Annotated in this window: 36 protein-coding genes and 6 pseudogenes; 22 read left to right on the top strand and 20 right to left on the bottom strand. The window is 41.1% G+C overall.

The features are described from left to right. The first annotated feature begins 112 nt into the window (after positions 1-112). Complete coding sequence (locus tag AABK37_RS01970; RefSeq protein ID WP_432549926.1) at positions 113-538, top strand: hypothetical protein; 426 nt, start codon at positions 113-115, stop codon at positions 536-538. 479 nt (positions 539-1017) lie between these two features. Here the strand turns inward: AABK37_RS01970 and AABK37_RS01965 are convergent, their stop codons facing one another. The 3 genes from AABK37_RS01965 to AABK37_RS01955 all read right to left on the bottom strand — a co-directional run bounded on the left by AABK37_RS01965 (position 1018) and on the right by AABK37_RS01955 (position 2838). After that, the gene (locus tag AABK37_RS01965; protein ID WP_432549925.1) at positions 1018-1281 is read right to left on the bottom strand and encodes a hypothetical protein; all 264 of its coding nucleotides are present in this window, start codon (positions 1279-1281) and stop codon (positions 1018-1020) included. Between the two features lie 486 nt (positions 1282-1767). Next, the gene (locus AABK37_RS01960; RefSeq protein ID WP_432549940.1) at positions 1768-2319 is read right to left on the bottom strand and encodes an REP-associated tyrosine transposase; all 552 of its coding nucleotides are present in this window, start codon (positions 2317-2319) and stop codon (positions 1768-1770) included. Positions 2320-2412: 93 nt separating this feature from the next. Beyond that, positions 2413-2838, bottom strand: coding sequence for a hypothetical protein (locus AABK37_RS01955; RefSeq protein ID WP_432549924.1), 426 nt, complete (start codon positions 2836-2838; stop codon positions 2413-2415). Between the two features lie 121 nt (positions 2839-2959). Between AABK37_RS01955 and AABK37_RS01950 the strand changes: the two genes are divergently transcribed. Then, positions 2960-3235, top strand: coding sequence for a hypothetical protein (locus AABK37_RS01950; RefSeq protein ID WP_432549923.1), 276 nt, complete (start codon positions 2960-2962; stop codon positions 3233-3235). A 139-nt stretch (positions 3236-3374) separates the two neighbouring features. Here the strand turns inward: AABK37_RS01950 and AABK37_RS01945 are convergent, their stop codons facing one another. From AABK37_RS01945 to AABK37_RS01935, 3 genes are all read right to left on the bottom strand, one after another. Continuing rightward, a complete protein-coding gene (locus tag AABK37_RS01945; protein WP_432549922.1) occupies positions 3375-3773 on the bottom strand; it encodes a type II toxin-antitoxin system VapC family toxin in 399 nt (132 codons plus the stop codon). After that, entirely contained in the window at positions 3770-4015 is a 246-nt protein-coding gene (locus AABK37_RS01940) for a type II toxin-antitoxin system Phd/YefM family antitoxin (RefSeq protein WP_432549921.1), read from the bottom strand. Before AABK37_RS01940 ends, AABK37_RS01945 begins: the two co-directional genes overlap by 4 nt. Positions 4016-4300: 285 nt before the next feature. Then, positions 4301-4582 (bottom strand): hypothetical protein, encoded by a 282-nt coding sequence (locus tag AABK37_RS01935; protein WP_432549920.1) that lies wholly within the window; start codon positions 4580-4582, stop codon positions 4301-4303. A gap of 231 nt (positions 4583-4813) precedes the next feature. Here AABK37_RS01935 and AABK37_RS01930 point away from each other — a divergent pair, with 231 nt between their 5' ends. The 4 genes from AABK37_RS01930 (at position 4814) to AABK37_RS01915 (ending at position 10101) form a co-directional block, all read left to right on the top strand. After that, on the top strand, positions 4814-8482 hold the full coding sequence (locus AABK37_RS01930; protein ID WP_432549919.1) for an NB-ARC domain-containing protein: 3669 nt from the start codon (positions 4814-4816) through the stop codon (positions 8480-8482). Positions 8483-8928: 446 nt separating this feature from the next. After that, positions 8929-9507 (top strand): hypothetical protein, encoded by a 579-nt coding sequence (locus AABK37_RS01925; RefSeq protein WP_432549918.1) that lies wholly within the window; start codon positions 8929-8931, stop codon positions 9505-9507. A gap of 196 nt (positions 9508-9703) precedes the next feature. Further along, complete coding sequence (locus AABK37_RS01920) at positions 9704-9820, top strand: type II toxin-antitoxin system HigB family toxin (protein ID WP_432549939.1); 117 nt, start codon at positions 9704-9706, stop codon at positions 9818-9820. Next, a complete protein-coding gene (locus AABK37_RS01915) occupies positions 9820-10101 on the top strand; it encodes a hypothetical protein (protein WP_432549917.1) in 282 nt (93 codons plus the stop codon). The genes AABK37_RS01920 and AABK37_RS01915 overlap by 1 nt, the downstream gene beginning before the upstream one ends. A 45-nt stretch (positions 10102-10146) precedes the next feature. Here AABK37_RS01915 and AABK37_RS01910 read toward each other — a convergent pair. After that, a pseudogene (locus AABK37_RS01910) lies at positions 10147-10749 on the bottom strand (hypothetical protein). Between the two features lie 66 nt (positions 10750-10815). Then, positions 10816-11414, bottom strand: a pseudogene (locus AABK37_RS01905) (hypothetical protein). Between the two features lie 418 nt (positions 11415-11832). Between AABK37_RS01905 and AABK37_RS01900 the strand changes: the two are divergent. The 8 genes from AABK37_RS01900 (at position 11833) to AABK37_RS01865 (ending at position 15103) form a co-directional block, all read left to right on the top strand. Further along, positions 11833-12087, top strand: a complete 255-nt coding sequence (locus tag AABK37_RS01900; RefSeq protein ID WP_432549916.1) for a helix-turn-helix transcriptional regulator — start codon at positions 11833-11835, stop codon at positions 12085-12087. 235 nt (positions 12088-12322) lie between these two features. After that, on the top strand, positions 12323-12562 hold the full coding sequence (locus tag AABK37_RS01895; RefSeq protein ID WP_432549915.1) for a hypothetical protein: 240 nt from the start codon (positions 12323-12325) through the stop codon (positions 12560-12562). Positions 12563-12658: 96 nt separating this feature from the next. Next, a complete protein-coding gene (locus AABK37_RS01890; protein ID WP_432549914.1) occupies positions 12659-12856 on the top strand; it encodes a hypothetical protein in 198 nt (65 codons plus the stop codon). A gap of 32 nt (positions 12857-12888) precedes the next feature. Then, on the top strand, positions 12889-13488 hold the full coding sequence (locus tag AABK37_RS01885) for a hypothetical protein (RefSeq protein ID WP_432549913.1): 600 nt from the start codon (positions 12889-12891) through the stop codon (positions 13486-13488). A gap of 1 nt (position 13489) precedes the next feature. Continuing rightward, entirely contained in the window at positions 13490-13747 is a 258-nt protein-coding gene (locus tag AABK37_RS01880) for a hypothetical protein (protein WP_432549912.1), read from the top strand. Between the two features lie 48 nt (positions 13748-13795). Further along, positions 13796-14089, top strand: coding sequence for a BrnT family toxin (locus tag AABK37_RS01875; RefSeq protein ID WP_432549911.1), 294 nt, complete (start codon positions 13796-13798; stop codon positions 14087-14089). Then, the gene (locus tag AABK37_RS01870; RefSeq protein ID WP_432549910.1) at positions 14086-14295 is read left to right on the top strand and encodes a BrnA antitoxin family protein; all 210 of its coding nucleotides are present in this window, start codon (positions 14086-14088) and stop codon (positions 14293-14295) included. Before AABK37_RS01875 ends, AABK37_RS01870 begins: the two co-directional genes overlap by 4 nt. A 391-nt stretch (positions 14296-14686) precedes the next feature. After that, positions 14687-15103, top strand: coding sequence for a hypothetical protein (locus AABK37_RS01865; RefSeq protein ID WP_432549909.1), 417 nt, complete (start codon positions 14687-14689; stop codon positions 15101-15103). Between the two features lie 347 nt (positions 15104-15450). Here AABK37_RS01865 and AABK37_RS01860 read toward each other — a convergent pair whose 3' ends face one another. From AABK37_RS01860 to nifH, 4 genes and pseudogenes are all read right to left on the bottom strand, one after another. Further along, positions 15451-15873 (bottom strand): type II toxin-antitoxin system VapC family toxin, encoded by a 423-nt coding sequence (locus tag AABK37_RS01860; protein WP_432549908.1) that lies wholly within the window; start codon positions 15871-15873, stop codon positions 15451-15453. Further along, entirely contained in the window at positions 15870-16109 is a 240-nt protein-coding gene (locus AABK37_RS01855) for a DUF2281 domain-containing protein (RefSeq protein ID WP_432549907.1), read from the bottom strand. The genes AABK37_RS01860 and AABK37_RS01855 overlap by 4 nt, the downstream gene beginning before the upstream one ends. 350 nt (positions 16110-16459) lie before the next feature. Continuing rightward, positions 16460-17851: a nitrogenase molybdenum-iron protein alpha chain gene (gene nifD, locus AABK37_RS01850; protein ID WP_432549906.1), complete on the bottom strand. Its 1392-nt coding sequence runs from the start codon at positions 17849-17851 to the stop codon at positions 16460-16462. 123 nt (positions 17852-17974) lie between these two features. Next, positions 17975-18100: pseudogene (nifH, locus tag AABK37_RS01845) on the bottom strand (nitrogenase reductase); the annotation flags it as partial. Positions 18101-18139: 39 nt separating this feature from the next. Between nifH and xisF the strand changes: the two are divergent. Next, on the top strand, positions 18140-19681 hold the full coding sequence (gene xisF, locus AABK37_RS01840) for a fdxN element excision recombinase XisF (RefSeq protein WP_432549905.1): 1542 nt from the start codon (positions 18140-18142) through the stop codon (positions 19679-19681). On the opposite strand, the gene AABK37_RS01835 is transcribed toward xisF, so the two are convergent. The 4 genes from AABK37_RS01835 to AABK37_RS01820 all read right to left on the bottom strand — a co-directional run bounded on the left by AABK37_RS01835 (position 19659) and on the right by AABK37_RS01820 (position 20581). Continuing rightward, on the bottom strand, positions 19659-19802 hold the full coding sequence (locus AABK37_RS01835; protein ID WP_163518738.1) for a hypothetical protein: 144 nt from the start codon (positions 19800-19802) through the stop codon (positions 19659-19661). The genes xisF and AABK37_RS01835 overlap by 23 nt on opposite strands. Before the next feature lie 147 nt (positions 19803-19949). Further along, the gene (locus AABK37_RS01830) at positions 19950-20213 is read right to left on the bottom strand and encodes a class I SAM-dependent methyltransferase (RefSeq protein WP_432549904.1); all 264 of its coding nucleotides are present in this window, start codon (positions 20211-20213) and stop codon (positions 19950-19952) included. 21 nt (positions 20214-20234) lie between these two features. Then, entirely contained in the window at positions 20235-20378 is a 144-nt protein-coding gene (locus AABK37_RS01825) for a hypothetical protein (RefSeq protein WP_432549903.1), read from the bottom strand. Then, positions 20378-20581, bottom strand: coding sequence for an NAD(P)-dependent oxidoreductase (locus AABK37_RS01820; RefSeq protein ID WP_432549902.1), 204 nt, complete (start codon positions 20579-20581; stop codon positions 20378-20380). The genes AABK37_RS01825 and AABK37_RS01820 overlap by 1 nt, the downstream gene beginning before the upstream one ends. 557 nt (positions 20582-21138) lie before the next feature. Between AABK37_RS01820 and AABK37_RS01815 the strand changes: the two genes are divergently transcribed. The 3 genes and pseudogenes from AABK37_RS01815 to ssuE all read left to right on the top strand — a co-directional run bounded on the left by AABK37_RS01815 (position 21139) and on the right by ssuE (position 22408). Then, the gene (locus tag AABK37_RS01815; protein ID WP_432549901.1) at positions 21139-21555 is read left to right on the top strand and encodes a VOC family protein; all 417 of its coding nucleotides are present in this window, start codon (positions 21139-21141) and stop codon (positions 21553-21555) included. Between the two features lie 29 nt (positions 21556-21584). Then, positions 21585-21818, top strand: a pseudogene (locus tag AABK37_RS01810) (alkanesulfonate monooxygenase); the annotation flags it as partial. Between the two features lie 29 nt (positions 21819-21847). After that, entirely contained in the window at positions 21848-22408 is a 561-nt protein-coding gene (ssuE, locus tag AABK37_RS01805; protein WP_432549900.1) for an NADPH-dependent FMN reductase, read from the top strand. A gap of 169 nt (positions 22409-22577) precedes the next feature. Here the strand turns inward: ssuE and AABK37_RS01800 are convergent, their stop codons facing one another. Further along, a complete protein-coding gene (locus AABK37_RS01800) occupies positions 22578-22742 on the bottom strand; it encodes a hypothetical protein (protein WP_432549899.1) in 165 nt (54 codons plus the stop codon). An 89-nt stretch (positions 22743-22831) separates the two neighbouring features. Here AABK37_RS01800 and AABK37_RS01795 point away from each other — a divergent pair. The 3 genes and pseudogenes from AABK37_RS01795 to AABK37_RS01785 form a co-directional block, all read left to right on the top strand. Then, positions 22832-23116, top strand: a pseudogene (locus AABK37_RS01795) (MFS transporter); the annotation flags it as partial. Between the two features lie 518 nt (positions 23117-23634). Continuing rightward, positions 23635-24367 (top strand): annotated as a pseudogene (locus tag AABK37_RS01790) (IS1 family transposase). 504 nt (positions 24368-24871) lie between these two features. Beyond that, positions 24872-25228, top strand: a complete 357-nt coding sequence (locus tag AABK37_RS01785; RefSeq protein ID WP_432549898.1) for a DOPA 4,5-dioxygenase family protein — start codon at positions 24872-24874, stop codon at positions 25226-25228. A 170-nt stretch (positions 25229-25398) separates the two neighbouring features. On the opposite strand, the gene AABK37_RS01780 is transcribed toward AABK37_RS01785, so the two are convergent. The 3 genes from AABK37_RS01780 to AABK37_RS01770 are packed head-to-tail and all read right to left on the bottom strand — an operon-like array spanning position 25399 to position 26259. After that, positions 25399-25704 (bottom strand): NmrA family NAD(P)-binding protein, encoded by a 306-nt coding sequence (locus AABK37_RS01780; RefSeq protein WP_432549897.1) that lies wholly within the window; start codon positions 25702-25704, stop codon positions 25399-25401. Positions 25705-25744: 40 nt separating this feature from the next. Next, positions 25745-25933 (bottom strand): hypothetical protein, encoded by a 189-nt coding sequence (locus tag AABK37_RS01775; RefSeq protein WP_435369379.1) that lies wholly within the window; start codon positions 25931-25933, stop codon positions 25745-25747. Continuing rightward, the gene (locus AABK37_RS01770) at positions 25933-26259 is read right to left on the bottom strand and encodes a hypothetical protein (protein WP_432549896.1); all 327 of its coding nucleotides are present in this window, start codon (positions 26257-26259) and stop codon (positions 25933-25935) included. The genes AABK37_RS01775 and AABK37_RS01770 overlap by 1 nt, the downstream gene beginning before the upstream one ends. Positions 26260-26315: 56 nt before the next feature. Here AABK37_RS01770 and AABK37_RS01765 point away from each other — a divergent pair, with 56 nt between their 5' ends. Then, the gene (locus AABK37_RS01765; protein WP_432549895.1) at positions 26316-26492 is read left to right on the top strand and encodes a hypothetical protein; all 177 of its coding nucleotides are present in this window, start codon (positions 26316-26318) and stop codon (positions 26490-26492) included. Positions 26493-26503 lie beyond the last annotated feature (11 nt).

The raw sequence follows: 26503 nt of genomic DNA, 5'->3' as shown, positions 1-26503 counted from the left end.
TAAGAAAATTGATGTGGTGCGTTGCACTGCGTGACAACGCACCCTACTAGCTAGCTGAAAAAGCAGATTACAAGCGGTTCGTTTAATAAATATATAAAGTGATTAAATACTTATGCAAGAAAACATTCCAAAATATAGGTTATGTACAGTAAGCTCAGTTAATATGGCTGAAGCTTTAGACTACTTTGGAGACTTAATCAAAGAAAAAACCTCTTATAAAGATAAAAAAGCATATCTGTGTATTGAAGGATCTTTGTTAATATTGCATTGTTCTGGGATAAAAAACTTAATATTCCTTGAGATACATTGCAGCGTAATTGCAAAACCAGGAGAAGGTAAGATTTCTTGGGTGGCGATTGCAAAATTTATTAAATTTTGTACAATGCAAAAAACCAATATAAAAATACTGAGAAATAACTCCATCGTTCCTGCTTCCTGTGGTGCGATAATGTCAGACTTTTTTAGCTCTTTACCATACAAAAAAGCAATGCACTATGCTTGTTATCGATACCGCATAAGTAAGGTAAAGCATGAGTAGAACACTGATTTGTACAAAACCCCATCATTTATCTTAAATTCTGGAATAGTATAATGAATATGTTCTGCTAAAAGTGCGATCGCATCAATCTGTAGGGTGCGTTGTCGTAAAGCGCAACGCACCATGATCTCAAACATCCCAAATATCCAATAATTTGTTAATTGCTGCGATCGCCTTCTTCAATGACCTTACTCTTGTCACCCACAACACCCACTTTCTTCAGCCGTATTGATGGCTCGAAATACGAAGATTAGGAATAGCTATTTTCGATATAAATCTACATTAAAAATGTATGGCAATAGAAACTCACAAACCAAATAGTTAAGCAGCTTGAGATTAATAAGTTGAAGATGGAATTGGTTTATAAGCTGAGTTGAATTTGCTAAGAAAATTGATGTGGTGCGTTGCGAAGAGCGACAACACACCCTACTTCTTCTGTTTACTAGGCAATTAAATGTGTTTTATTAACAGATAAGTGTTCAATCTTCGGACAGTAAGCGTGGGTCAGGAATGCCGTAAACATCTTCAGCCAGTTCCATTTTTTGCACGTCTGTCATACCAATCGTAGAAACAGAAAAACGACGGCTCTGTAGCTGTGTGTTTGAATCGTTATATTGTTTATCTTTACGCTTATTCACAACAAATGGCTCAATTTTAATAATTGGAGCATCATCAATATACTGTACACTTTTGATTGCTTGTAAGAGGTCGTACCCCTTAAGTTCTTTAACTTCTACAAGCAATATACAATTTGCTTTTGAACCTCCAAGATGTCTGGGAAACAGTACATCTTTAACAACTTGCTTTATGTTTGAATCGGTATTAATACAATTGTAGTGGTCAAAATCAAAGGTATGTTTATTGCCTGGATAAGCAATCGGCTCATCTTTTCCAGAAATTTTAACAGGCTCTAAAATGAGAGCATCAAAGTAATAGTAGTCATCGCGATCGCCACGACCATTATAAAATCTAAAATCGTAATCTTTTCCTACGTAAACTTTGACTTAAATCAGGAAAATTTATCCTATAAATAAAAATGGAATTATTTTGCATAATTTTTTGAAGATAAATTCAACTAATTATTAATTCATGATAAGTGGGTTATCCTCTAGTGTCAACTTTGTAATTGTGCGATCTCATCGATCCCGTATTACAAAGGCATCCCTTGCGTAGTACGATCGCATCCCTAATGTAGGGTGCGTTGTCGCAAAGCGCAACGCACCATAATCTCAAACATCCCAAATATCCGACGCCAGCTCAACCTCACCACCCCCACCCCAATCAAGCGAGTAAATTTCCTGCTGAATAAAACGATGAATACTTGAAAAAGTCCATTGCTGCGGTGATTCACAAAGTTTATGCCGCACAGGATTATAGTGAATGTAATCGCAATGATTGGCAAAATCAACTTCATCTCGAATCAGATGTTCCCAGAAACGGCGTTGCCATAAGTTTCTTTCTTTTCGCTTTTCCCGCGAACGGGAGATAGCGACATCAAGCCCTAGCTGATGCCCGTAGTATTTGGTCACAAAGCGTTTGATTAAAAGCATTCGCATCGATAAATTACTATCTCCTTCAGGTAGAGTCCATAGGGTATGAAAGTGATCGGGCAGTAGAACAAAGGCATCAATCGAGAAAGGGTAATTCTGTCGGACATGCCCAAGGGCAGCACGGACAGCAGTGCGTCCGGTATCAGAGCAAAGCCAGGGTTGTCGTTGGTAGGTAACTTGAGTGATGAAGTAGGTGCCACCGGGAATATGCGGTCTGCGGTAGTTGGGCATGGGTATGAAGAGATGGTAGTTGTATTTAGGATGCCCATGATTGATGTGATGTGGTGTGGTGTGGTGCGTTGTCGCAAAGCGCAACGCACCCTACTAAGTTGTGGCTGTTGCTTTGTTTCCATTGCCGTTGCTGTCCGCACTGGCAACGAATGAGGGTTGCGGTGTAGGAGTTGGCGATTCACCTCGCAGTCCCTTGCGGCGCTGATTTTTCGGAATTCCTCCCGCCATGCCGTACTCTACACTGCTTTTGCCATATCGAGTTGCAACTGCCAACAGCATATGTTCTGTCATATCTGCCAACTCGTTTTCTGTTTCGAGCATTTCACGGTACAATTTATCCAAGCTGGAAAGGGCACTGTTATATGCATTTTCTCTAGTTCGCATCGTCTCAATCAGGGTTGAGAAGGCAGGTAAGGTGAGTCCATTGCCTAAATCTAAACTCGGATCAATTGAGTTTACGCCAGCCGCACGACGCACTGCTTTTTCTAAAACTATGGAGGTTCTTTTTCTACGAGCCATGATATACACCTTGTAATAGAGTACGGTTAATATTCTTTACCTTAAAAAACTTGCGTATCGATCGGCTTGAGAGAATTTCGGTAAATCTGCAATCGCTTTTGCTACAAGCGCGATATTTGTCATGAATGCGCGAATTACTGAAATGAGAAAGTCAAAAGGCATTTTGAGAAAGTCAAAAGGCTTTTTGCTTGCGGAAAACACCAAAATGAGTAAGTCAAAAGGCTTTTTGCTTGCGGAAAACACCAAAATGAGTAAGTCAAAAGGCATTTTGAGTAAGTCAAAAGGCTTTTTGCTTGCGGAAAACACCAAAATGAGTAAGTCAAATGCCATTTTGAGTAAGTCAAAAGGCATTTTGCTTATTAAAATCGACTTGATCCATATTTTTGCGCTGCAATGACCAGTACGATCGCATCCCTAGAGTAGGGTGCGTTGCGAAGAGTGACAATACACCCTACCGATTTGATATTATTAACGAAGTTCGCGATCGCATTCCTCCTGTAGCGTGCGTTGCGCTGTTCTGTGCGTATAGCAATATATTATGAGCTTGCAGCCCAAAGCATGGAAACGTCATATTGTCTAAACATAGGATCGGCACTCACCAGCATCATATCCTCAGCGATCGCTTGTGCAATTAACATTCTGTCAAAAGGATCTCGATGATGTAAGGGCAACGCAGATGCAAGTATTGCATGAGATGCTGTAATCGAGAGTGATCGCACCCCCAACTGCACCATCCGACTAGAAATGTAACTGTCGAGCGGTTCTGGTAGCGGCAACTTTCCTTCTTCAACTTTTATCCCCATTTCCCAGACGCTGGCAACAGAAAGCCACAATTCATTAGTTTCGTCATCAATCTGCGTGATCGCCTCCTCAATTAAACGCTCTGGTTGGGCAAACCACCATAACCAGCACTGCGTATCCAGCAAAAGTTTCACTCCTGACTACCCTCAAATGCTGCTAGGATATCTGACGGCAAGGGAGCGTTAAAGTCTTCTAGCACTACGAAACGCCCTCGATCCTGCCCTAAACTACTGCGTCGATTGGATGAGGATCGAAACGGAACCAGCTTGGCGATGGGAATGCCTCGGTTTGAAATAATTATTTCTTCTCCAAGTTCTACCCGCGACAAAAGCCGTGAGAGATTCGTTTTAGCTTGGTGGATATTGACTGTTTCCATAATTCTTCTAAACTAAGTCTATAAACTAAGTTTATTAGAATGATAATTTAAGCAAGCTAATATTGCAGCCGAGAACTCTATGAAATTCATGCTAGACTACGATTTAGTGGCTGAGGGAAAGTGAGTCGAAGCGCAGCGCTTTTGCGACGACAACGCACCCTACTAGCTACTGTTGCCATACTCGCCGTTTGTGCGATCGCCAACTGTGGTGCTACCTAAGATTTGGTATCGTTGCTGGAGAAGATAGCGATCGCATTTGTAGTTGAGTTCTAAGCTATGAATAAATTATTTGGTCTTTATATCTCGCTTTTGCAGCATTACAGGTACAAATACCTTGTTGTATTCAGCTAAAGCAAGAATGAGAAACGCAATAGCTAGGATGATGGCGGATGGAAGTCCTCCATATTGAACTAATACAACTGTATCTAATTGTTCCAAAGGTGAGGTGATGGCTTTTTCAGTTGTACAAACTAGTTTTTCTGGTTTCGCTATTGTTGTTTGGCAGCGCAATAACTGATTTGTTTGTTGTTGCTGTTGAATAGTCCCAGATACTGAGGAGTGATTCATAGATATATTTAATCCTTTAATCTAGTTTTCAGGTGTAATGACCAACAAATACATCCTATAAGCTGCTTTTGAAAAAGTCCCAGAAAATAATTTCCAGTAAATAAAATATAAGCGGAAAAATTTTTCCACTTTTGAATCTAACCGGAAAACATACACATTTTCCAGCCAATTCGGTTAAACTAAATCAAAATATGCGGAATTATAAGAGGCTTTGGGAAGATAGCAGTAATTATGAAAAGCTGGCAGACATTTTTAAGAACGGAGGTGTTTCCTCAAGAACGATATGGATTAACCAAAACTGAGCAAGCCATTCTTCTGTCTAAATTCCCTAACCAAGAAACTGTCATAACTAACAAACAGGTTGCAGATCAAGCAATAGAAGATGATAACCTGCCTCCTAATCCAGAGACTGTTAGGAAGCATATGTGGACAATATACAATGAGCGGTTCTGTCCAAAGGATGGCAAGGAAGGTTTTCCAGGTTATAAACAGAAAAGCCGAAATAAAGATCGAGAATTCCTTGCTTGGTTAAAACAACGGTATTTGCAATGGCTGGAAACCTCTAACTCTGATACTTCACTTCAGTCAGCTTCAGAGACTAACCATCAAATTCAAGTATCTTCGGCAGCATTAGGAAAGTTAAGCAGCCACATACCAAATTTACCATTAAATTTCTTACCACGCATTGATGCACTCAAAGACTTAAGAAAATTGGTACTTGACAGTACAAACCAGCCAGTAGCCGTAACTGGAACTGCACTGAGAGTTGGAGTACAAGGTATGGGCGGGATTGGTAAATCGGTTTTGGCAGCAATGCTGGCGCGGGATGAAGAGGTGCGGCATAGTTTTCCCGATGGCATCTTGTGGATAACGCTTGGTCAAAATCCAGCACTTACCTTACGGCAATTAGATTTAGTCAAAATGCTGGGTGGTAGTTCACAGATGTTCCAAGATGTGCAACAGGGCAGAGTTCACTTGAGTGAATTGTTAGCAAATAAAGCTTGCTTGGTGATTCTAGATGACGTGTGGCAAAGCAAACACGCTGAGGCGTTTAATGCACTAGGGCAGCGGTGCAAGATGTTAATTACAACACGCGACAATAAAGTGCTTCAAGAACTGGGCGCTGTCGGATATTTGCTAGGTTTACTGAAGGACGAAGAGGCGCTAACATTCTTAGCATTGTGGGCAAAACAAGAGAAAGAAACATTACCTGTTGAGGCACATGAAGTGGTGCGAGAATGTGGTAACTTGCCTTTGGCGCTAGCAATGATTGGTGCATTAGTGCAAGGTAAGCCAGACCGTTGGGGCAATCTGCTGCACAAGCTTTGCAATGCTGATCTAGAAAAAATTAGGCATCAGTTTCCTGATTACCCTTATCCTAACTTGCTGAAAGCGATTCAGGTCAGTATTGAGGCATTAGAGACTGATATCCAAAAGCGCTATTTAGATTTTGCCGTTTTTCCAGAAGATACGCCTATTCCTGAAACTGTGTTGCAAATTTTCTGGGAATCGGAAGGGTTGGATCAATTCGACACGCAAGATGTGGTAGATGTGCTGGTAGAGCGATCGCTAGCACGGCGTGATGATCGGGGATGCTTAACTTTGCATGACCTCCAGTATGACTATGTGCGTAAGCAAGCTGGTAATTTACAGGCATTGCATAACCGTTTTGTAAATTCTTACTCTTCGCGTTGCTCAAATGGCTGGCATACTGGTTCCAATGATGGCTATTTTTTTGAAAATTTAGCTTACCATCTACATCAATCTGGGCGAAAAGAAGAACTGTATGAACTGCTAACTAAATCCCCAGATTGGATGGAAGCAAAATATATTGCTTGTACAGGTGATACAGCGTATGTTGCTGACTTAGAATTGGCAATAAGTGACTTTGCCGATCCATTAGAAGCAAATCAATTATTAATGCTGACTCAACTCCAAACAGCAAGACAAGTAGTAAATCAAAGAGTAACCAATTATGATAATACAGATTTAGAAACTCTGGTATGGTTGGGGCGTGAAAATGAAGCTGTTAGCTATGCGCGTTTGCGACAGTTTCCTGAAAATAAGTTTAACGGCTTATTAGCTGTTTTTAAAGCACTACAAAAGAAAGGAGAGGTTAACTATCTACTTTTGAATGAGCTAAAAGAATTAGCTTTATCAATTCAAATGAGAAGTTGGGATAAAGCAAACATCTTAGTCAATTTAGCAGTAGCTATATCCCATACTGTATATTATACAGAATTTATAACAGTAATTGAAGAATCTGAAAAATTTATTAACAGTAGAAGTTCAAATAAAGCATATGTGTTAACAAAACTAGCAGAAGCCTTAGATAGAATAGGACAGAATAATAAGGCAAGTAAAGCCTTTGTTCAAGCAGAGGAAATTGCACTTGGTGAACAACATTTCTGGTTTAAAGCATTTTATTTAACAAATTTAGTAGCTACTCTTGCCCAAGTACGTCGCTTTACTGAAGCTAAACAAGTAGCAAATAAAATTGAGGTTAAGTGCTGGAAAGTACAAGCATTAAGTGAATTAGCTAAAGCATTTCTTGATGAACGATTAGGTGAAGAGGTAGAAGCAATTTTTATAGAAATTAAAGTCTTGATAGAAGCTAATAATTCAAATTCTGCCCATGACCATGAAGAATGGACAAGTGCATTAGGTCGGTTTGCAGTAGTGTTAGCTCAAGTTGGATATAAAAAAGACGTTAATAAATTCTTCGCAAAAGCTCGAAAATTTATTTATGAGAGTCCTTGGTGGTGCCGTGACAGATATAAAAATCATTTAGTATATCACTTGGCTCAAGCTGGACGTTTCCATGTAGCTTATAAATTAGCTTGTACTATTCCTAAAGGCAGTTGGACACGAGCAGAAGCTTTGAGTGCATTAGCAAATACTTTAGCGCAAGTAGGGCAGATTAAAGGAGCCATAGAAATTTTTACAGAAGCCAGAGAAGCTGCCAGTATTACCAAAGATAGATCGGCAGTAGCAGCAATGGGTAATTTAGCAGTAGTTATGGAGAAGGCTGGATATCAAGCACAAGCAAAGGCTATCTTTACGACAATAAGGAAAACCGCATCTAATAGTGATGAACACGAGCAGGTAGACATATGGGCTACATTAGCTATTGCTTTGATCCAAGGTGGACACTTCAGTGAGGTACAGGAAGTTCTTCAGATGATTCCGCCAGCCAATCCATTTCGTGTCAAAGCACTAAGTGCATTAGCAGTTGCTCTTGAGCAAGGTGGGCAAACATTGGAAGCAGATAAAGTTTTTCAAGATATTCAGGAATTTGCTCACAAACCTATGACAATTAACTCAATTGATGCACCACCACAAAGCATTTTAGTAAAAGCATTAGCTCAGGTAGGTCATTTTAACCAGGCTATGGAAAATATGCTTTATATCGAAGACGATTTAGAAAAAGCGCAAGCATTATGTGCTGTAGCAGTAGCTTTAACTAATGCAGGACTTAAAGCTGAGGCAAATAGAATATTTATAGAGGCTAAAGCAGCTACCTATGCTGTTGAAAGTTATGGGCGCAGAGAGTCAGCAATATGGACATTTGCAGCTGCATTATCTCAAGCAGGACATTTTGAGCTAGCGAAGAAAGAGGTTCAACTGTTGATCGATAATAACTTCCATCGCAGGGAAGGACTAAGTGGTTTAGCAGCGCCGATGGCAAACATTGGACGCTTTGTCGAAGCATTCACCACACTTGGATTGCAAAGTCTCGATAAATTTCTATACGATCTAAGTGAATGGGCATCAGCATTTGAGAAAGTTCAGCCAAGGTTATCGTTGGAAATTATGCGAGAGGCAATTCGCATTGCTGGGTGGGTACGTCCCCACTGGCAAGAAATTTCTCAACTTTTTCGTGATATCATAAGCATCTGAGTTTTAAAATAGTGTGATCGCCCTTTCTCTCCAACACAGGAAGCGATCGCCAGTTTGATCGCCTTCGCCGTAGAGTTGGTTGAGAAAGGAAGGTATCAAGCAAGCGATTTTCCTGAGTTTCTTGGAAATGTTGCCCTACGCACCTTACCCACAATCCCTAAATATACAGTAGCTTGTTGATGGGGCGATACCTTCTCCTGTCGGAGACGCTCCGCGAACGGTAAGCTTTCCTGCGGAACGCTCCGCAAACGCTAACGCATTTCACACAGAATCCCTATATATGCAGTACTAGATGTGGTGCGTTGCTAATACTAGCAATTTGATATTATTAACGAAGTTCGCGATCGCCACTCGACCCAACCGAGGCGATACCTTCTCCTGTCGGAGACGCTCCGCGAACGGTAAGCTCCGAAGATCGCACTCCTCACCGAGAAAGCAAAAACACTATGGCAAAGCGTAAGAAAAGCAATCTCCAGTGGATTAAAGAAACGCTTGAACTAAAACCCGACCATCGTTGGGAATCTCCATCAGGCTACAAGATTTTTGTGCTAGACCGAGGATCTGTTCGCTTCAATGTACCCCAAAATTGGGTTTTGGAGCCACAAGAAAAATCGTTTAAGTTTCTCGATAAAAAACCACCCGACGATGATTGCTGTCTGGAAGTATCTTTCAATCGCTTGCCACCCAACGACTGGAGCCAGTTTCCGCTAAAATCAACTTTGAGGAAAGTGATGGAAGATGACAGTCGTAACCCTATTGAGCGGGGAGAAATCTTTACCGTCAAGCGCCAAACTGCCAAAATTGTCTGGACAGAAATTAAGTTTATCGACACCCAAGCAGAACCACGGGAAGCCTTTTCCCGGACTTGCATTGGTTTGGGGTCAAATGTTCAGTGCTTGATTACATTCGATTATTGGGCAGATCAGGCAGAACAGCTAATACCTGTTTGGGATGAAGTGATGCGTAGTCTCACACTGGGACTGTATATCCGCGATCCAATGACTGGTTTGGCTTTTCCAGACTGAACCACAAGGTAGTACAGATAATTCATGTAGACATGACAGTGGGATATCTACGACGGGCTACTTCTTGTCCACTTCACCCACAATTCTACATACATACAGTAGCTTTTTTGTCAAGTCTAGATTTTGAATTGCTATATATTAAAATACAAGACTAGCAATGAAAGGTGAGTTGGATAGATGACAGAATTATTAACACATCAAGGGTGGTAACAAAGTTCGACTCATCGCCGCAATTCATTATAACCGCCAAAAAATCTACATCCGGGCTGTGTTAACGCATTCAGAATACGATCAAGAAAAGTGGAAAGAATAATGCAAAGTTTCAACCTCGATCAAACCATCACTGCTTGGTCATCCATTGCCGAAAACGTCAAAGTTCCTCACACCGAGGAGGAATACGATCGCTTGGTTGAAATGCTCGATTGCCTCATCGATCAAGTTGGTGAAGATGAAAGCCATCCCCTCGCGTCTCTAATGGAAGTCATCGGTGTATTAATTGAAAACTACGAAACTCAACATATTCCTGAGTTAGAGGCGATGTCTGACGACAAGCCGAGTAAATCGTCTACGCTTGACTTCACACATAATCCCTAAATGTGCAGTGGCAGTTTGTGGAGTTAAGGCGAAAAGTATAACTTATCAACCGTTTTGAACCATCCAAACTAAAATTCCTAGAATTTGTTCCACAGGTGGGAGGGGATAATCCGTTAAATCAATGGTGACAGTATTTTCCTCCAGCTTCAGGAATCGCCATTGTGTACCATTACTAATAGAACCATATATTACGGGAATTAAACGATTTTTTGCGGCGTTGAATCTTTGTGCTGCAACCATTTCTGCAATACATTGTCCAAACCCAGTTCTTAAATCAGCTTTTTTTGCCTCCACAATTATAATTGCAGGTGCTTCAATTTCTAACACTTCAGGCGATCGACTTAAAAGAAAATCACACATTCCATTAAGTCCAACTGCCTCATCAACTGTAAAATCTTCTCCTGAGAATAAACTTATTTGCCTATTTAATATCCGTCTTACTTCCAATAATACGGGGTAAATAATTCCTTCTGAACGTGCTTTTTCACTTGCTAAAGAAGCAAGTGGTAGACTTTCTTCAAGATATGCCGTCAGTGTAGCAGATGCTTCGATATTGTCGGTGGCAGGAATAAATCGCCCAGCTTACTGTGTTTTTAACCCGAAAGCTTCTTTCACTTTACTAATATTTGTAAACTGAATATAAGGCATAATTGCTAATTATTCTACAAGTCTACATTCAGTCTAGCTTGAGGCAATATCTGCCTATTTGTGATTTTAACCTTGGATTCCTTGATATAAAATACCTAAAAATTTATTTAATTCTTTAATATAATAATTATTCAAATCAACAAACAAATCAACACCTTCCAGCTTCAAAAATTTCCAGATATCTCCCGTTGTCACCGCTCCATAAATAGTTTTAATTTCATTTTCTTCCTGCTGGTTAAATATCTGTGCTGCCAACATTGCCGCCATACATTGACCTAATCCACCTTTAATGTTTTCATTTTTTGCCTCGACAATAATCATTACAGGTGCATTAATTGTTAACTGTTCTTTAGAGCGGCTGATAACAAAATCACAATAACCATTTAACCCCTTCTCGGCATCAACATTAAAATCTGTGCCCGAAAAGAAACTAATCTGATAATTAGCCTTACGCCTTACCTCCAACAAAATCGGCGTAATAATCATTTCGGAACGAGCTTTTTCTGTATTAATCGCCAAGGCTAAATCGGTAGTTTCTTCTAAAGTAGTTGTTAGGCGATCGCTTATTTCTCTAGGCTCAATGTTGGCAAATAAATCAATTTGTTCATCAATATGAATATTGATTTTTTTTTAAATTTACTTAAAGTAAAGTCACTATAAGCCATTCTCGCTCATTCTTATTTGCTGTGGTTGCTATTATTAGTTTAAAACGATCTAAACAAACTGCTCTGCTTTTTGGGGGTGAATCGCACCTGACACCATGCCTAAATATACAGTCGTTTGTTGTCGAGTTAAGGCGATGTCTACTTTAAGGGGCTACGCCTACGCTCCTCAAATAGTCGAATGTTTGTTACCTTGATATCTACAAACAATCCCCTCAAGTCAAAACCACTTGTGGGCGATTGTAAATAAATGCAAATCTCTTAGTTACCATAAAATTAGCTTAGTATATTAGCTTGAATTATGGAAAATCACATCCCTGACGCAATATACAATCAACTTACAACACACGGCAAGAAGCTTTTGCGGCTGATTCTTGAAGACCGTTTTGACCAAAATTTCACAGATTTAGAAAAATAAATTTTGCTTTTGATCCTTTTGGGTCATTCTGAGTATCAGATTGCTAACACTCTTAATATCTCTGCTAGAATTGTCAATACTCATGCTCTTAGCATTTTCAGTAAGTTAGATGGACCTTCACAAGCAACTGGTGCGGGTGTTCCCAGAAAACCTTACCCTAGCGGTGATGACTTGGGAGCAGAAGAAGTACCAGAACCAGCAATTCAAACAAGTAATTCAGACACTCCGAGGTGCATTGAGATACAGGTAATTATCTAAAGTTTGTAAGTAGTAATGAGTTATCATTGAGTGTGGCATAGTCCATATAGGATATTTCTACTTTTAATGATGTCTGCGTATCCCTTCTACCTCATAACATCATACATAGTTTGTTGTCAAGCAAAAGCGATGTCTGCCTTGAAAAGTTTGGATCGGAGGGAACCTCCGCTCCAACGCCAGTTGCTTCAAGTCGGGAAACCCTTGCGGCAGTCGCTCATGGGGGGAACCACGCCACTTGCGTGACTGTCGGCAGAGCCGCCCAACGCAGTGGCTCCCCAAGACCGCGCTGCCTTACCAACGCACTGGCTCAACTTTTCGCTACGACGGGCTACTTGTTGTGCAGTTCAACTTGCTGTACAAAACCGAGGATTATTTAGTGCGATCGCTCTATCTGTGTAAATTAGTTTTATTAACGCGCAATCATCGGGATTTCAGCAAGATACCCGGATTGTTAATTGAGGTAGTAACAGTTTAATACGATCGCCTAGCTTGTTGTCGAGTCAAGGCGATCGCGCTTTACAAGTTACTCATGGCGTTGCATCTCACACACAATCTCTAAATATGCAGTATCGTGTTGTTGAGTTGGGGCGATCGCGCTTTACGGTTTACTCATGGTGTTGCATCTCACACACAATCTCTAAATATGCAGTATCGTGTTGTTGAGTTGGGGCGATCGCGCTTTACGGGTTACTCATGGCGTTGCATCTCACACACAATCTCTGGACAACTCTACAACAGGGGTAAAATAGAAGCAATTCCCTTTTATTGAAAACGTCATACTCACAAAAGCAGTGCAAAACTATGGCGTACAGCGACTTTACTCTAGAAAAAGCTGCGGCTGTTTTGGGAATCACCACCCAAGAAGCCGATCTGTTTCCCAAGCTTGTACCTCTTTCTATTCCTTCGTGGTTAAATGAAACTTTAGGAAAGCGAACCCAATTAGCTTTGATTAGTGAAAAGGCTCGGAGCGAATTTATTATTGTACCGATTTTACTAGCCTGTCGCGATCTCAGCCAAGATAGCTTGGCTATTTTCTCTGGACAAAGACTTGATGTCGATCCTGCACAGGGCTTGATTGGGGAATGTGATTTTATTTTAGCAATAGCTCCACCTTTACCACCGTTGCGATCGCCAATTCTCACTGTTGTGGAAGCGAAGAAAAATGATGTTGAAGCTGGGTTAGGACAGTGTATCGCGCAAATGGTAGCGGCGGATTTATTCAATCGTTCATCTGGACAAGCAGAAATACCCGTGTATGGATGTGTGACAACAGGAGAAATATGGCAGTTTCTTCAACTTTCGCAAAAAGTGGCTTTGCTTGATAAGCAAAGATATTACTTGGATAACGTAGGAGCTATTTTGGCAATTGTACAGACAATTGTTCAGCAATTCAGTAGTTAATTTGTGTAACACTTTGTTCTTGCAAGCGCTACAACGGTCTACTTTTTGTGCATTTGACACACAATCTCTGTCATGCGATCGCTACTACGGGTTACTCATAAGTGCATCTGACACACTATCTCTAAATGTTGTCGAGTTGGGGCGTTGGCGCAGCCCGCCGGAAGCATCGCTCTATCTGTGTAAATTACTTTTATTAACGCGCAATCATCAGGATTTCAGCAAGATACCCGGATTGTTAATTGAAGTAGTAACAGTTTAAATAATTATTGCACTTGCTCATGGAAGCCTTTGTAACTACAATGTATGTATGGCTGAGATAGAATTTGAGTGGAATCCCTCCAAAGCTAAAAGCAATGAGCGTAAGCATGGTGTGTCTTTTGAAGAGGCTCAAACTGTCTTTTCTGACGAAAATGCTCGTTTAATTTACGATCCAGACCATTCAGTTGAGGAAGATCGGTTTCTTCTGCTAGGTGTGAGTGATGAGTTTCGATTGTTAGTGGTATCTCACTTGTACAAAAAGAGCGATCGCTATATTCGTATTATCTCTGCTCGTACAGCTACAAAGCACGAACGTAAGCAATATGAGGAGTTTTTGCCATGAGAGATGAATATGATTTTTCTGAGTCTGTTCCTAATCCCTATGTGAAAAATCTGAAAAAGCAGATTACAATCCGCTTAGAAGAAGATGTGATTGAATACTTTAAGTCTCTTGCAGAAGAAACAGGCATTCCCTATCAAACTTTAATTAATCTCTACTTACAGGATTGTGCCAAGTCTAAGCGTAAACCTTCTCTCGACTGGGTATAATCTCTAAATAGTTTGGTGAAGTTGATAGCGCATCATGGATGTGCGGATGGCAGCGTTGCAAGCAGCCTGCCGGAGGCATCGCACTATCTGTGTAAATTAGTTTTATTAACGCGCAATCATCAGGATTTTAGCAAAGTACCCGGATTATTAATTGAGGTAGTAACAGTTTAATGCGTAGGCGCAGCCCGTCGTAGACATCGCCTACCTTGTTGTTGAGTGAAGGCGATCGCTTAACTTCACCCAGTATGAATATGCAGTGGCGTGTTGTCGAGTTGGGGCGATGATTAAAATATAAAATTTCAGTATAATTAGGTGATCGTACAGCAGATGTTTTGGGTACTCTCTTCATAAGCATACATTTGCTAAACGATACTGAAATACCAAAAAGTGTATGAACTCGGCTAAAGTTGGCAATTTTTTCGCATCTCCAAAGACAGGTATAATAGGAGAATTAATTACTATTTTAAATAATGAATATGACTTACAAGTAAACAGTCAAGTCTTTAGGTTAAATCAGTCACAGTTTAACAAACTGATACAAGTCCCAGACACTATACTTCACTTATTGAACCGCCCAGAAGAAATATCTAAAACTCACAAGCAAATTATAGACTCTTTTCTTGAAGCTGCTAGGGTGTTGTACTATGATGGAAAGATGGAATATGAAGTGCTTCAAGCATGGCGGGAGAAGCTTGGATTTACGTTTTCTAATGAAATGTCTTCATTAACGAATTATGGCAACTCATTAGAGTATGGCGGTCTATATCTGGGTGGGGATTGGAGGGATGATTACGATCCACGTTACTAAATTTTGACTCTCCGTTGTCGCATCTCCCTCATTCCCCCATCACACGATCGCCTACCTTGTTGTCAAGCAAAAGCGATCGCACCATTTAATCTAAAAAATCGTCATTGAAAATAGTCTTTAATTTAGCAGTTTTTCTTTGAGCAAAATGCAAGTAAATCCTAAAAAGCCCACTCTATAAGAGTTATACTGTCTTAAGCATCAAAAAAGATTGTTAGTGAATAACCCTAAAACTTACATTTAGGCTAGAAATCGACTCTTTTTTATTCCATCGCCAAAAAACCTTGCCTTAACTGAGTTTGACGTGCGTTTGCGTAGCATTGCCGAAGGCATCGCTCTTAACCCTGTTCTTACAAATCCTCTGGCATAATCACAGAAATTAATTGATTACGATTCTTCCGATAAATTCTAAAATCGCTATCAAATGTTAGTAACTCACTTTCAGGATACAGTTGTGTCATTCTCACGAAACAGGCATCTGCTAACGACATTGGAACTGACTGATATTGCCGTAGCAATTCTTTAATCACTGCCGCTTCTTCACTCAAACACATCGAAATTAATATCTTTCCCTCGTCCAGTAAAGACATCACCGTTTCCTGACCACCGTAGATATTTCGCAACAAAAAACAAGTCTCTACAATCACAGCCTCACAAGTGAGTAAAGGCTGCTCAATTGTAGCTAAGGTGTTAATTACCCAGGCATGAAGATACTCTCTGCGATTAATAAAAGCTACTAATGGTCCCGTATCGATGATGACTCGCTGCTTCATTCAGTTCCTAAACCTTCAAGATACTGTTTGTTCGTCGCCAAATCACCAGGACCACCATCAACACAACCAGCAAATTGTTGAGCTGCTGCCAAAAATGAAATAGGCTCAAATTGTTCAATGTTTGAATTTTGTTGTTTTAGCTTACTTTGCAGAAACTCAATAAAATCTAAGACCTCTTGTTGCTTCTCTGGCGGAAGTGACCGCATTTTTTCAGTGGCAGTTTGTATAATGCTCAAGGCAACCTCCAGACGTTATTCATCCGTCTTTTCCGCGTCCAATCACTTCAGTCTAGCAGGCTAACACTTTATGAAGCAAACGGACAAAAGATCCTGGTGTGGATACAAATTTTATCTGGTGGTGCTCAATTTAGCCGAACGCTAAATTTAGTCTAATAAAACATCATTAAAAAAGTTTTTTAATTTACAGTTTTTCTCTAATGCAGATTTAATTTCATCGAAAAAACTGGACAGAATAACACTTCTATGCTTAGAACTTACAAAGAGATATTTTTATAGGAGAGCGTACAACTCACATTTAGGCTAGAAATCGACTCTTTTTTATTCCATCGCCAAAAAAGCTTGCATTATCACCAATTGTAGGAGCGATCGCCAAGTCCGGAGTAATCCCAAGAGTGCATTTGACGGAAAGGAAGACCCATCTTTTGGAATACATACTTCTCTTTCACACCAGAAGCGATGAGGTCGGGTTTGAGTGCTTTCACAAACTCTTCAAACTCGTATGCGGTAACGTCGTCGTAAACGATGGTGCCGTTTTCGATGTAGTGAGTGGTACGTTTGTAATCGTCGTTGTGAGCAAACTCATAACCTGTACCAATCATTCTCATACCCAAATCTTGGAATGCGGGTACAACGTGACGGGGACGCAGACCACCAACCATCATGGCGACAGTCTTGCCTTCCAAACGTGGACGATACTTGCTAACGATCGCATCCATTGTTGGCTGATATTTAGCAATTACCTTCTCAGCGTTTTCTTGGATCTTCTCGTCAAATTTAGAAGCGATTTCCCGTAAGGATTCAGCAATCTTGGTAGGACCAAAGAAGTTGTATTCCAACCAGGGAATACCGTAAGCTTCTTCCATGTGACGGCTGATGTAGTTCATCGAACGGTAGCAGTGAATCAAATTCATCTTCACGTTCGGTGTCATCATCATTTCATTGATGGTGCCATCACCCGACCACTGAGCAACTACGCGCAAGCCTAGTTCTTCTAAAAGGATGCGGCTAGCCCAAGCATCACCACCGATGTTATAGTCACCAATAATGGCTACATCGTAGGGAGTACCCTCAAACTGCTGTTTGCCTTCTTTTCTTTCCTTGTCGGATCTGGTGAATACCCAGTCACGAACCATGTCGTTAGCAATGTGGTGTCCCAACGACTGAGAAACACCCCGGAAGCCTTCGCAACGCACGGGAACTACAGGCTTGTCAATCTCTTTTGATGTTTTTCTGGCAACGGCTTCGATGTCATCCCCAATTAGACCGATGGGACATTCAGATTGAATGGAAACACCACGGTTGAGGGGGAAGAGTTCGTCAAGTTCTTGGATTAGCTTGACGAGTTTTTTGTCACCACCGAAAACGATATCTCTTTCTTGGAAGTCGGAGGTGAAGTGCATCGTACCGAAGGTGTCAACACCAGTGGTACCAATATAGTAGTTACGACGACCAGACCAAGACCAGTAACCACAACCTACAGGACCGTGGCTGATGTGGATCATGTCTTTAATTGGACCCCAGACCACACCCTTAGAACCTGCATAAGCGCAACCACGAGCGGTCATTACACCAGGAAGAGATTTGATGTTAGACTTAACGCCGCAGTCAGATTTGCCTTCTTCAAATACGTTTATGTGCTTTTCCCGCTTTTTCTTCGCTTTTTCGGGGTAAGCGTCTAGAACTTCTTTAACTAGCTCTTTTCTTTCTTCGACGATGTTGTTGTTTTCTGGAGGTGTCATATTCTGCCTCAGTTGCTCTTTAGGATCTGGTTATAGGGGACGATTAGTCCCCTCTGGGGTTGGGGGAAACGAAAGGGAAAAGGTCAGAGATGAGATTCTTTCCTTTTTCCTTTTGCTGGGTAATTATGCAGTTGCTTTAGCAGCAGCGTCAGCAGCAATCAATTTTTCTGCTTGGTCGTCGCTTTCGAGAATACCGAATTCGATCAACAGTGCTTCTAATTCATCCATTTCAATTGGAGTAGGAATGGTGCTACTCTTAATCACAACAGGATGATTTTCTGCGAACTTATGAAATTGGGATACGGTAGGGTTAGTAGTGAAGAGCAGGCTATTGATAACCGCGCACTAGAAAAACAGTTGATGCGTTTACGCGCTGCTGGGGCAAACAAGATTTTTTACGACGTTGGCAAGCGTACCAATGATAAGCGCAAAGGAATAAATCAGTTAATAAAATACATTGAATCGAGTAACCCAGGACAAATACAGACATTAATATTTACTCGGCTCGATCGCATATCCGCTTCTATTGTGCTATTTTATCAGCTAGTCGAAGTTTGCAAGGCAAAGAAAATTAAACTTGAGGCTTTAGATGATGCGATTGATTTAGATTCGGTGGGAGGAGAGTTTTCAGCAGATGTGCGGGTTTTAATTGCCAAGCACGAAGTAAAAATGTTGTCGCTGCGAGTGCGTAAAGATTTGGAGACAAGAAAGAAGAACAAAAAACCCAGCTATAGACCCCCATTTGGCTTTAAAGTTGGTGGTGACAACTACGACCATTACGAATTTGATACAACTCCTCTAGTTTGTTTGTTGGATGATTTGAGGGAATTAACTGCGGTTGATGTAGCAAAGATGAGGGTTGAGGCGTTTTTTGAGTGTGGTTCTATTCGTTCGGCTACCAAAAAGATGAATGGTTTGTTTGGGGTGTGGAGAATTCAACCAAGAAATGCTCAACCAGACCGAGTAAACATAGTTAACGAAGAGGATGATATTAATAGTAGGTTATGGTCGAAGACTGGTAGTGCCACATCCAATGGATTATTTTTGAGTAGTTCTGGCTTGTCAGCTTGGTTAACAAATCCGGTAATTGCTGGGGGTACGGTGATTGACAAAACCGCACCTGGTAAAAAGTACAGTAAACCGCGTCATGAGCTAAATATTCATTGGGGAACCCATGAAGGAATAATTAGTATTGAGCAACGTGACAAGATACTAAGTATTTTAGCTAAAAATAAACACAATCGCTGGGCAACCGATGATACGGCAGAGAGCAAGATATTTTCTGGACTAGTTTATTGCGCTCATTGCGGTTCAAAAATGACCATCAATGGTACTCAATATTTAAAAAAATCTCAAAAGAATATCAGTTATTTTCAGTGTTTGTACTACCGTAATAATGGTACTTGTGCTAATAAAACCATGATTTCCAGCGTCGAACTGGAAAAGCAGGTTATCAAGATGCTTACTGTGGAAGCAGAACGCCTAAGTATAATTGGTATTGGTGTCGTTAAAGTGGAAGAACCATTAGAGTTAATCACTCTTAAGCAACAACTAGCCCAACTCGAGCGGATACCCGGTAAAAATATTAGTATCTCAAAAGCGATCGCTCAAATCAAAGAAGACATCTTGCTGAAAATAACCAGCTTGGCTAACATTCAGACTGAATGGACAATTTCACGCGATCGCATTATTAAAGCATTTGCAAACCCTGAGTTTTGGGATTCGATTGACTCATACACCGATAAGAAACGGTTACTCTCGGAGTGCGTCCGAGAAATTAAGGTAGATGGTATGAGGGTATCAAATATCAAGTATCGGCATCAGACTTAAGCAAATATTTTGATTGCTTGCTTTCTTTTTTAGCTGCCTGCTTTTTCTCAAAGGCAATAACCAGACGTGCCACGAGTTCGGGAATTGTTTCTTGATGTGGGGGTTTCTGTTCGGAGTCCATAAATTGACTTGTTCGCCATTATTAAGGTTATTAGCTTGGCGAAAAATTTCTGTTAGCAGTGATAATTTTGAGGTTATTTAATTTGTATAAACTTATAAAACTAAGTTAATGAATATTTCCAGATTAGTAATAAAATTTTGCAGAAAATCAAGATGCATTTGCTAAAGGAATATCTTCTGCATAACCAGCAAAATATTTTACCTGTGCATGTTCGACAGATTGAGAACGCATGACCGATGAAGGTTCGACAGCGTAAACTGAATATCCACGTTCGGCAATCGCTCGACTATAACCTCCTGTACCAGCACCAATATCAGCAATAATACTTTTCTTTGGTAGGTTGAGTAAATTAATTAGAGAATTTACAATCCTCAGATCGGGAAGACGCGAAGATCGAGTAGACTTTGCCAATGGAATTGTAGATAGTCATTATTAGTAACCAGTATTTTTATCCACGACATTTCGCATATTTTTTCCGTGGTGGTAGCGTGTTAAATTATCGAGGAAAAGTGCAAGCGATCGCTGACGATAGATTTGGGAGAATGACCAGAACAGTGCGAAACAATCTTCTTGCATTAGTAACCTACATTTTTGTCCACAATATTGCGTAGTTTTTCTCCTCTTTGATAACTTGTCAAATTGTCGAGGAATAACTTCACAATCCGGCTGCGAAGTTGTGGTGTAAGTGCTGAACAATGAGGTGTTATAAATGCATTAGGCAAAGACCAAAAGGGACTTTCTGTCGGTAGTGGATCCGTTTCAAATGTGTCTAAATGCACTTCTCTATCCAACCCTCACGCAGAGCAGTCAGCAAGGCATTTTCATCTTAGTACAATCGCTACACAACGTCTGTGGTGGCAGGAGCTTGATTACTATGAAGTTGGGGACGCATAAAGTGCGCGATCTGCCGAGCAACCTTCTCCCAAAGGGAGACGCTGCGCGAAGGCAAAACCGAGCGGGGTAGGGGCACAGCATTGCTGTGCCCGTACACTACTATACCAAAATCTCTCCTCCCGGAGCCACAAAAGAGAAAAGGGGCAGGCTTCATGGCTTGTCGTAAGGCATTGAACGTTAGTCGTGGGGATAAAAAAGCCTGCCCCTTTTCTTATGGCATATTCGACCCGCTCGGTATGAAGTGAAGATCCGCAACGTGTAGCGTATATAGGTAAAAGGTTGCTCGTTTTTCTCTCTTTTTTTCCACGGGGTGACAACTTTGTTAATTCGTGGTTTTGACTTTGTAGAAGATGCGATCGCAAGCAGCATTGCCATGCAAGCCGCTATCTCGGCGTGGTAGTTTTTTAGAAGTCCTCAAGCCCTTCGATCAAAAAGAACTCTCATGATGTTTCGCCCAATCTTTCATCTTGCCTTAAGCGTCCGAGACCTCGAAGAGTCCAAAAACTTTTATGTTACCACCTTTGGTGCAAAAGTCGGTCGTGTCCGTGATAAGTGGCTCGACATATTTCTCTTTGAAGCTCAGATTACTTTGCACGAACGACCTTCTGAGGTTTTACCGATGAGAGAACATGGCGTGCGTCACTTCGGTGCGGTTTTGGCGTGGAGTGATTGGGAGGAACTTGCGAATCGCCTTGATGAAATGAGGGTTCAGTTCAAGGTAAAGCCAAATGTTTCTGGTGTGGGTACCGACGCAGAGCAAGCGAAGATGCTATTAAGCGACCCGAGCGGAAATGCAATTGAAATAAAGGCATACAGAAATCTATCTGTCGCCTTGGAAATTGAAGACTTGCAAGAGTAGTAGTTGGCAAAAGTTATACATCGACTGGCGTTGCCCAAAGAATGTTACAATATGCACACTTGGGAATTGAGACTTTCATCTTTTCTGGCTATCCGCATCTAGAAGAAGCCTACCGCATCGCCGAATTACTCTTTGGGCATTTACCGTTGGAAAATATACCTGTTGTAGAATTATAGCTGACTAGTCCGTTTGGCGAGATAGTTGCCAATCGGGAATTAAGCGAACAACAAGTAAAACAAAAAACCGCAGCTACCGTAGATTAACTGAGAAATTATTACTAGGATTTGACAAAATGGCTCATATTTTAGGAATTGCAGGCAGTCCTTCCCATCCTTCCCGAAGCTATAGCTTAGTAGAGTACGCTAGCAAAATCCTCTCACAACAAGGTTTCACGGTAGATATCATTTTGGCGCGTGATATCCCTGCTGAAGATTTAGTATTTGGGCGTTACAATAGTCCTGCCTTGGAAAAACCGAAAGCTTTATTAGAAAAAGCTTCGGGTGTGATTATTGCGACACCAATTTACAAAGCTGCATACACAGGTGTTCTAAAAGCCTTTTTGGACTTGTTACCGCAGAAAGCCTTAGCAGGAAAAGTCATACTCCCAATTGCCACAGGTGGGACAATCGCTCATTTATTGTCTATAGAATATGCTTTGAAACCTGTGCTGTCAGAATTAGGAGCTAGGCACATACTAAGCACTATTTACACTGTAGATAAGCAAATTCAAATACAACCTGATGGGAGTATCCAGCTAGATGCAGAAGTTGAGCAGAGGTTACAGGATGTTGTGCAGGATTTGGTAGAAGCGATCAGTATTTCTCTCACAAAAGAAGTAGCTCACGCTGGTTAGCGCTTAATGTTTCTTCTCCCGGTTGCAAGTAGCAGATGGGTTATTCCTCGCGGCGTGTCGCCGGACAGAAGCTTCTGTCCGGCGAACCGCCGCCCCATTTGCTACTTTTCTCAACAATTGTTAATAAAGAGACGTTCCGCACCAATTAACCAACTCATATTTGTTGCTCTCAATGATTCAATGTGTGTTCGTCCCAGTCCCTCCCTGTTTTTTCAGGTGAGGACACATGATTGAGATTGTTTTGCTTGTTTTGCGTAGTATCAGCAGATAAATCCCGTTCAGAAATTTGAATGAGCGATCGCGCTTCAATGAAAGAAGTGATTTTTTGCTGCAAAATACCTTCTTGGCACTCTTGTTCGTGCGATCGCTCTTCCCTGACTCAGAGATATCAATTCGTGATAGTAACAGTGCAAAAGATCGTGTTTATCTTCGCTGGGGTTAGCAGTAACTTCGTATACTCAAGCACCAATTTATTTAGTGTATGCTTGTTTGCTATTTTCCAGTATTGGCAGAGCATTTAATAAGCCTGCGGGTGATGCTTTGGGGTGGCAGTTGATACCGACTAGCGCCTATACGAATGCAGCCACTTGGAATAGTAGCAGCTTTCAACTTGCGGCAGTAACCGGACCAGCTATAGGAGGATATGCGATCGCTTATGAAGGAAGTGCAACAGGAGTATATGTAATTGCAGCTTTTATTACCTTCTTGTCTAATGCGATCGCACTTCTCCATCAAATGCGATCGCACCATACTTTTCCTCTCCATATCTGCAACCTTGACCTAATATAACAATAAAGCTTTTAGCTGTATACGCTACTACTGTTTGATAATAATACAGCGCGATCGCATTATCTTGTGATTGTAAGTTTAAAATCTAAACAAATTTTCCCAATTATTCCGCTACATTTTTCAAACGACACTCATCGGACAACCATTAACCCGCATAACTTAGCGCTTATTCGATGAACTATAGAGTACTCTTGTTGCGGTTATTGACGACAGTCGATTGGAACCTGCCCAGATCAACCGCATCAATTAGAAGACGGTTGTCCGATGAGTGTCTTTCTTTGGCGTTGCTGAATCAAGATATGAATTTACCTCACGCAAAGGCGCAAAGGCGCAAAGAGTAAGAGTTTAAGATACCTAGTTTTTGAACTTCATATTTCAATTCAGCAACGCCAAAAAAGAGGCGTTGCATAATTGAAGTATGAATTCAAGCGATCGCTATGCAATGTCCAAGGTGTGCATCAACTCATATCCGCAAGAATGGCAAAAAATATGGTAAACAAAATTACATTTTTGTCCAATGCGGTCGTCAATTTATTGATTCTTATGAGCCGCAAGGATACTCGGAAGAAATTAAACGTGAGTGCTTAGAAATGTACGTGAATGGCTCTGGCTTCCGTGCAATAGAAAGAGTGAAAAAAGTACACCATACAACAATAATCAACTGGGTTAAAACGATTGGGAAGACCTTGCCAAACGCTCCAAATTATGATGAAATTCCGGAAATAACTCAGGTAGATTAATTAGAAACTTTTATTGGTCAAAAAAAACAAAATTTGGTTATGGACAGCAGTAAATAAGCATGTTCCAGGTATTATAACCTGGGTTTTAGGAGATAGAAGTTCTGAAACATTTAAATTATTATGGAATATCATAAAATGTTGGAATTCTTATTTTTATGTCACAGATGGCTATCCAGTCTATCCATGTTTTATTAGTGATGAAGACCATATTGTTAGTAAAATATATATGACTAGAGTAGAAGGAGAAAATAGTCGTTTAAGACCGGAGGCGGAGCGTCTCAGGCTCCGCATTATTTAGCTCGATTACATAGAAAAACATTCTGTTATTCGCGCGTCAGAAGAAATGCTGAAATTTTCCATTCGGTTAGTAATACATTATCTTAAGTATGGTGACGATGCACTGCGGGCGCAGTGCGCCCGCTTTTCTTGAGGCGATCGCATGATTCATACTTTGATTCAGCAACGCCAAAAAAGAATTACATATTCGGATAAGTGAACGCAGACTTAAGAAGTTACGCTTATTGGCTGTAGAAAAAGATAAGACTGTTACCCAAATAGTAGAAGACTTAATTGATACCTTACCCGAACCGAAAAAATCTAACGCCACTGAGGCGTAAACGCCTTAAACGGCTTTCATCCCTTGTCTGAAGCACGTATGTGTATCTACGCCACGCTTCGATACACATACTCAAGGGTTTTCAGCCTGTGTTTTTATAAAAAAAGCGCGAGCCGAAAATATTCCCCTGTTATACAATGTTGTAAAATGCCTGTAGATTCCTTGTCAAACGGGTTTCCTACTTGTTGGGAAAACGAATTGAATCGAAATATCACTAATATAATAGAATACGGCGAACTAATGGCAATAATCGCCTCGCCAACAATTATCAAATTCCAGTGGACGAGCAATTTAAGACGTAGGAGCATTGCGAAGACTATGAAAGAAGATACCACCGAAATTACTAGTTTTCACGCTCATGTCTACTTCGATACCGCAAGTCGTGATGCGGCTGCCCGTGTACGCGATGACTTGGGTGCTAGATTTGATGTACAGCTAGGACGCTGGCATGAGAAGCCCATCGGACCACACCCAAAAGCGATGTATCAAGTTGCATTTTCACCGGATCAATTTAGCCAGGTTGTTCCGTGGTTAATGCTCAATCGTGAGGGTTTAGATATTCTCGTCCATCCGAATACAGGCGATGATGTGAAAGACCATACTGAGCATTCTTTGTGGCTGGGAGAAAAACTAGAATTAAATATCGACTTCCTTCGACCAGTTAGAACGAGCTAAAAAAATGTGAGTTCGACAAAGCTAAAAAATATTTGTGTCAAATTTTACCGTAAAGTCATTTCATGGGCGGCTTCTACCATCGTTACATCCCCTCTAACTTGTTCAATCGAACCACCTTCAAAGGTCATGTAGTCGAAGACAGAAAGCGTCAATCATCGATGGTCCAAGCGTCAGCGTTTTTTGGTGAATTGAACTGCAATCTTATTGTTTTTCCAATCAAAGCGCGGAGTTTCAACGGCTTGCACATCGCGCCCGATCGCTGTTGCAAACGCTGCTGCTACATCGTTGGGCGAAACATCTTCGCCGCGCAGCTCTTTAATTCGTTTGCCCGTCCAATCTTCAAGCATTGCTTCTGCACACACACGCCCGATGTCGGCAGTGGAAACCATCGGGATTTGACGCTCAAGCGGCGTTAAGAAACTCGGCAATACCCCTTGCTCTTTGGCTGTTGCGACAACACCTGCCCAGTTCTGCATAAACCAGGCGCAACGCACGAACGTCACCCAAACGCCCGTCTCACTCATCATTTGTTCTTTGTAAGTGAGTCGTGAGAATGTTTCCCGTCCCACTTGGCAAGTGCGCTCCAACAGACGATAAAAAGACAAACCGTTTTAAGCCCGAACGCTTCACGGCTACTTGCAAATTTTTTCCGATTTTTTCGGCTTCCGCAAACATATCGGGTTTGTCGTAGGCGGGAGGGTTCATCAAATAAGCGACTTGGGCACCTTCAAGTGCTTTGGCGATTGAATCGGCATCATATCTCCGGTAACAAAAAAGCTTAGAGACAACAATTCATCAAAAGGTTCTGATTCTGGGAGAATTGCGGTCAGTTCGTCTGTTGTTTCAAAGCTCAAAATCCGCACATGAAGACCGTTTCGCAGTTTTATTGTCCGATCGTAGATGTTAGAAGCAAGTCGATTGTTTCCTTTGTAGAGAATTTGGCGATCGTCTTTGTAAAGCGTTGCTGTGCCAGTTTGCAGACTCTCTAAAAATAGTTCGTTTAGTTCTTCACCAGTTAGGATTTTTACCATTTTTTGAGTATTATGTCAATTATTCTTAGTTTTAATTAAAAAGATTTGTATTATTATTGCATGAAATTGCAAGTAAAAAGCGATCGCATATATCAACCCAAACACAGAGCGTTGGCAAAGCCCGTAAATATCAAACATCTGCAATTTACCAACGCAACTTGGTAGAATCAAGATTGGGCGATTATCTAGCCTCCATTCCCAAATCGCTGCTAACAGTCATGTTTCAAGGTTAAAAGTCAAAAAT

The sequence above is a fragment of the Tolypothrix sp. VBCCA 56010 genome (assembly GCF_050875635.1).
Classification (GTDB): Bacteria; Cyanobacteriota; Cyanobacteriia; order Cyanobacteriales; family Nostocaceae; genus Hassallia.
The sequence above is the reverse complement of the archived record's forward strand: the minus strand, read 5'-3'. Positions and strand labels throughout refer to the sequence as shown.

What these genes read in the sequence shown, in the direction of transcription:
- AABK37_RS01875 (WP_432549911.1), top strand. Translation starts at nt 13,796, where the DNA reads ATGGCTGAGATAGAATTTGAGTGGAATCCCTCCAAAGCTAAAAGCAAT.
- AABK37_RS01970 (WP_432549926.1), top strand. Translation starts at nt 113, where the DNA reads ATGCAAGAAAACATTCCAAAATATAGGTTATGTACAGTAAGCTCAGTT.
- AABK37_RS01825 (WP_432549903.1), bottom strand. Translation starts at nt 20,378, where the DNA reads ATGCAAGAAGATTGTTTCGCACTGTTCTGGTCATTCTCCCAAATCTAT.
- AABK37_RS01930 (WP_432549919.1), top strand. Translation starts at nt 4,814, where the DNA reads ATGAAAAGCTGGCAGACATTTTTAAGAACGGAGGTGTTTCCTCAAGAA.
- xisF (WP_432549905.1), top strand. Translation starts at nt 18,140, where the DNA reads ATGAAATTGGGATACGGTAGGGTTAGTAGTGAAGAGCAGGCTATTGAT.
- AABK37_RS01815 (WP_432549901.1), top strand. Translation starts at nt 21,139, where the DNA reads ATGATGTTTCGCCCAATCTTTCATCTTGCCTTAAGCGTCCGAGACCTC.
- AABK37_RS01950 (WP_432549923.1), top strand. Translation starts at nt 2,960, where the DNA reads ATGAATGCGCGAATTACTGAAATGAGAAAGTCAAAAGGCATTTTGAGA.
- ssuE (WP_432549900.1), top strand. Translation starts at nt 21,848, where the DNA reads ATGGCTCATATTTTAGGAATTGCAGGCAGTCCTTCCCATCCTTCCCGA.
- AABK37_RS01885 (WP_432549913.1), top strand. Translation starts at nt 12,889, where the DNA reads ATGGCGTACAGCGACTTTACTCTAGAAAAAGCTGCGGCTGTTTTGGGA.
- AABK37_RS01915 (WP_432549917.1), top strand. Translation starts at nt 9,820, where the DNA reads ATGCAAAGTTTCAACCTCGATCAAACCATCACTGCTTGGTCATCCATT.
- AABK37_RS01925 (WP_432549918.1), top strand. Translation starts at nt 8,929, where the DNA reads ATGGCAAAGCGTAAGAAAAGCAATCTCCAGTGGATTAAAGAAACGCTT.
- AABK37_RS01935 (WP_432549920.1), bottom strand. Translation starts at nt 4,582, where the DNA reads ATGAATCACTCCTCAGTATCTGGGACTATTCAACAGCAACAACAAACA.
- AABK37_RS01940 (WP_432549921.1), bottom strand. Translation starts at nt 4,015, where the DNA reads ATGGAAACAGTCAATATCCACCAAGCTAAAACGAATCTCTCACGGCTT.
- AABK37_RS01770 (WP_432549896.1), bottom strand. Translation starts at nt 26,259, where the DNA reads ATGGTAAAAATCCTAACTGGTGAAGAACTAAACGAACTATTTTTAGAG.
- AABK37_RS01860 (WP_432549908.1), bottom strand. Translation starts at nt 15,873, where the DNA reads ATGAAGCAGCGAGTCATCATCGATACGGGACCATTAGTAGCTTTTATT.
- AABK37_RS01955 (WP_432549924.1), bottom strand. Translation starts at nt 2,838, where the DNA reads ATGGCTCGTAGAAAAAGAACCTCCATAGTTTTAGAAAAAGCAGTGCGT.
- AABK37_RS01785 (WP_432549898.1), top strand. Translation starts at nt 24,872, where the DNA reads ATGAAAGAAGATACCACCGAAATTACTAGTTTTCACGCTCATGTCTAC.
- AABK37_RS01865 (WP_432549909.1), top strand. Translation starts at nt 14,687, where the DNA reads ATGAACTCGGCTAAAGTTGGCAATTTTTTCGCATCTCCAAAGACAGGT.
- AABK37_RS01775 (WP_435369379.1), bottom strand. Translation starts at nt 25,933, where the DNA reads ATGAACCCTCCCGCCTACGACAAACCCGATATGTTTGCGGAAGCCGAA.
- AABK37_RS01870 (WP_432549910.1), top strand. Translation starts at nt 14,086, where the DNA reads ATGAGAGATGAATATGATTTTTCTGAGTCTGTTCCTAATCCCTATGTG.
- AABK37_RS01780 (WP_432549897.1), bottom strand. Translation starts at nt 25,704, where the DNA reads ATGCAGAACTGGGCAGGTGTTGTCGCAACAGCCAAAGAGCAAGGGGTA.
- AABK37_RS01960 (WP_432549940.1), bottom strand. Translation starts at nt 2,319, where the DNA reads ATGCCCAACTACCGCAGACCGCATATTCCCGGTGGCACCTACTTCATC.
- nifD (WP_432549906.1), bottom strand. Translation starts at nt 17,851, where the DNA reads ATGACACCTCCAGAAAACAACAACATCGTCGAAGAAAGAAAAGAGCTA.
- AABK37_RS01835 (WP_163518738.1), bottom strand. Translation starts at nt 19,802, where the DNA reads ATGGACTCCGAACAGAAACCCCCACATCAAGAAACAATTCCCGAACTC.